Annotated in this window: 4 protein-coding genes; 1 reads left to right on the top strand and 3 read right to left on the bottom strand. The window is 35.7% G+C overall.

Features of this window, described 5'->3' with window-relative positions; all coding sequences use genetic code 11:
- Positions 1–139: 139 nt before the first annotated feature.
- Positions 140–223 (bottom strand): hypothetical protein, encoded by an 84-nt coding sequence (locus G9G57_RS26120; RefSeq protein WP_446724836.1) that lies wholly within the window; start codon positions 221–223, stop codon positions 140–142.
- 443 nt (positions 224–666) lie between these two features.
- Positions 667–1,029, bottom strand: a complete 363-nt coding sequence (locus G9G57_RS25205; protein ID WP_164965677.1) for a hypothetical protein — start codon at positions 1,027–1,029, stop codon at positions 667–669.
- A gap of 468 nt (positions 1,030–1,497) precedes the next feature.
- Here G9G57_RS25205 and G9G57_RS25200 point away from each other — a divergent pair, with 468 nt between their 5' ends.
- Positions 1,498–1,782, top strand: coding sequence for a hypothetical protein (locus G9G57_RS25200; RefSeq protein WP_164965676.1), 285 nt, complete (start codon positions 1,498–1,500; stop codon positions 1,780–1,782).
- A 122-nt stretch (positions 1,783–1,904) separates the two neighbouring features.
- On the opposite strand, the gene G9G57_RS26115 is transcribed toward G9G57_RS25200, so the two are convergent.
- Positions 1,905–2,024 (bottom strand): DUF4181 domain-containing protein, encoded by a 120-nt coding sequence (locus G9G57_RS26115; RefSeq protein WP_238799344.1) that lies wholly within the window; start codon positions 2,022–2,024, stop codon positions 1,905–1,907.
- Between the last annotated feature and the right edge of the window lie 855 nt (positions 2,025–2,879).

Raw genomic sequence — 2,879 nt, 5'->3', positions numbered from 1 at the left:
AAGGAGTATTGCCGGAATGATTGTCCCTTTTTAGCCATGAAAAATCCCCTCCGTTCAACAAGATTAAGTCCATCTTACCAGATGTCTTTTCTCTCTTGTCTACTAGAAGGGGATAATACCAAATTGTGCGGCCTTTTTGTTAAGTTAAAACGTAAACAATTGTACCAACTATAGATATAGCCATCATCAATAGTGAAATAATGTGTTTTTGTGAACTTCGAATATATCTCCATTGGAAGATAGATCGAACACCGAACAGTAGAATAAGTAATACGCCAATCCAAACATATTTTTAAGGTTCTTTAACAAAAGGAACTGACAAAATTACCACAATACCCCCCAATCACAATGAACCACCTGTATGGGATAAAACCATCCGTGTCTGATATCTTCTCATCTGTTTTGCTGATAATTTTATCCAGAGCAAATTGAATCACAGCGGCAATAAATAATACAAGAGCAAAAGTCATTGGTATCACCTTCTTTTTTCATTTGTTCAACTATTATCCAATAATTTCCGGTTCGAGGCTTTCTGTTTTGTATCTCAAGGCCACGTTGCAGCTTGAACGAATCTTTATTAAAGGTCCGACAGTGGAATACTATACTTACTATACGACAGCTTCTTACGATGTACTCTAGGAAGTAACAACAAAAAGAGAGGGCGGATCAATTCCGCCCATTTTTTATGATTTCTTTAGAATTTATGCCGATATGAATGAGGAAATAGGATTCTGCTATTAGAAAAAGCGACTTATGCCACCATGTTTCTTGTGACATAAATAAAAATAGGATAATTCCAACTGAGATCATAACCATAATCACTTCTACAACCGTATCAGTTACAATACTGGTTCTATGCTTATTTTGGTATTTTTCGTACAACGTCCGACCGATCAAACGGATGGCGTATATACCCATCAACCAATCATAAATATAATGGGGTGGATTATTATATACAATTCGCACTGTTAGGGTAGCCAAGAAAATTATCAAAATAAGAAAAATTGGATTCTTCAGCTTCGTCAGCATAGTTCTCTCCCCACACTCCATTTACAATTATTATACGATATCTTTTGAGAACTTCATAAAATAAACATACTTCGTAAAAGAAGGTAGTTCATCGCGATAAAAAGGTGTTTCTGGCTCAATCTAGGAGCCCTCTTTTTTTTGAGTCGGTTGTAACCCTAAAGGCTGGTAAAACGCTAATCATCATGTATACCTGCATAGAGCAGCACCATGTTCCGCTGCGTTACATCATCGTGCTATCGAAGTGAAGTTGAAGAAGATGGTTGGCAGCAGGTGAGAGCGCATTTTACAAGGACGTCTTAGTTTCCTATCCGTAAGCTTCAGGAAGTTGATAGGGCTGAAGAACAGGAAATTGGTAATTCCGTGAAGGTAAGAGGACATGTTTACGAGAATTAAGATTAGATGCAAGGAGATCTGAAGCTTTGTTCTTCAGGTCTTCTCTTGCTACTTTGTTTTCTAGGGAGGTTGCAAATGGTTTTGCTAAAAGATAGTTCTACTAAAGAAGCAATTCGAGAGCAATATGAACAAGTTTGGAGTGAACTTTTAAATAAAGATGAGAACAAAGCGGAACATGTTTTAAAGAAATTAGAATATGAGTTGTTGCCTACCCGTCAAAGAATCCTAAGACGGTGGGGGAAAATCCTGTCCCCATTAAAAAAACGTTTTATCTGGATTATCCTTTTTAGTGTGATTGGGTTCTTCCTTTTAGCTTACGTACTATTTATATACGTATCATTGTGGATTGAAGATTATTAAAGACGTTTCTTTTACCAGCCGGGATATCTGTAGCAAATAGGCTGGCTGATCGGCAAGTAAGGGAGCGAACAGGACAAGAGTGGGGAAGCTGGCACATAACCGCACAAATGTGCATTATTTTGTTAAATTAAAACGTAAACAATTGTACCAACTACAGATATGGCCATCATCAATAGTGAAGTAATATGTTTTTGTGAACTTCGAATATATTTCCATTGGAAGATAGATCGAACACCGAACAATAGAATAAGTAATACGCAAATCCAAACATATTTATAAGGTTCTTTAACAAAAAAAAACTGACAAAATTACCACAATACCCCCAATCACAATGAACCACCTGTACGGGATAAAACCATCCGTGTCTGATATCTTCTCATCTGTTTTGCTGATATTTTTATCCAGAACCAATTGAATCACAGATGCAATAAATAATACAAGAGCAAAAGTCGTCATTGGTATCACCTTCCTTTTCCATTTGTCTACATATAAACATATGATCTAATTCCGCCCTTTTTTTCTGATTTCAAAAATATCAACGCACACACCAATAAGTAAATATAGCTCCGCAAACAGAAAAATTTTGATAGGACCGTGAAAAGTCTTTAGTTGAAAATATGGATATGATAACTCCAAATGAAATGAGAAGCATAAATAATTCTACACCCAAATCAGTTATCCTACTGGTCTGCCCATTTTTCTGATATGTTGCATGAATAGCACGTACAATTAAACGGATTATTAATGATGCTAACAACCAGTTATAAAGAGTATTCGGATAATTATATGAAATTCGCAAAACTAGACTAGCTATGAGCCATACCAAAAGAACAAAAGTTAAATAATAAGGATTTTTTAGCATCGTCTTTCCCCTCACCAAATTTACAGTTATACAATTATTATACAATATATTAGAAACTTTTCGGATAATTCATACGTCTTAGGTAAGGGTACTTATTGAAAAAGGAGGTAATTTATCTTGAAAAAGGTTATTGTGTTTGTGTTTTTCTTCGTACTTATGTTTCAATCCTGGGCGATTGCTGATGCTGCCAATCCGATATCCGTTAACGCGGTGAATGTGAATGGAAAGTTTATAG

This window comes from Paenibacillus sp. EKM211P, from assembly GCF_011066175.1.
Lineage (GTDB): Bacteria > Bacillota > Bacilli > Paenibacillales > Paenibacillaceae > Paenibacillus > Paenibacillus polymyxa.
Note: the sequence above shows the minus strand (reverse complement) of the source record. Positions and strands in the feature narration are given on the sequence as shown.

Excerpts from the sequence above, each read along its gene's own strand:
- G9G57_RS25200 (WP_164965676.1), top strand. The coding sequence starts at position 1,498 with ATGGTTTTGCTAAAAGATAGTTCTACTAAAGAAGCAATTCGAGAGCAA.
- G9G57_RS25205 (WP_164965677.1), bottom strand. The coding sequence starts at position 1,029 with ATGCTGACGAAGCTGAAGAATCCAATTTTTCTTATTTTGATAATTTTC.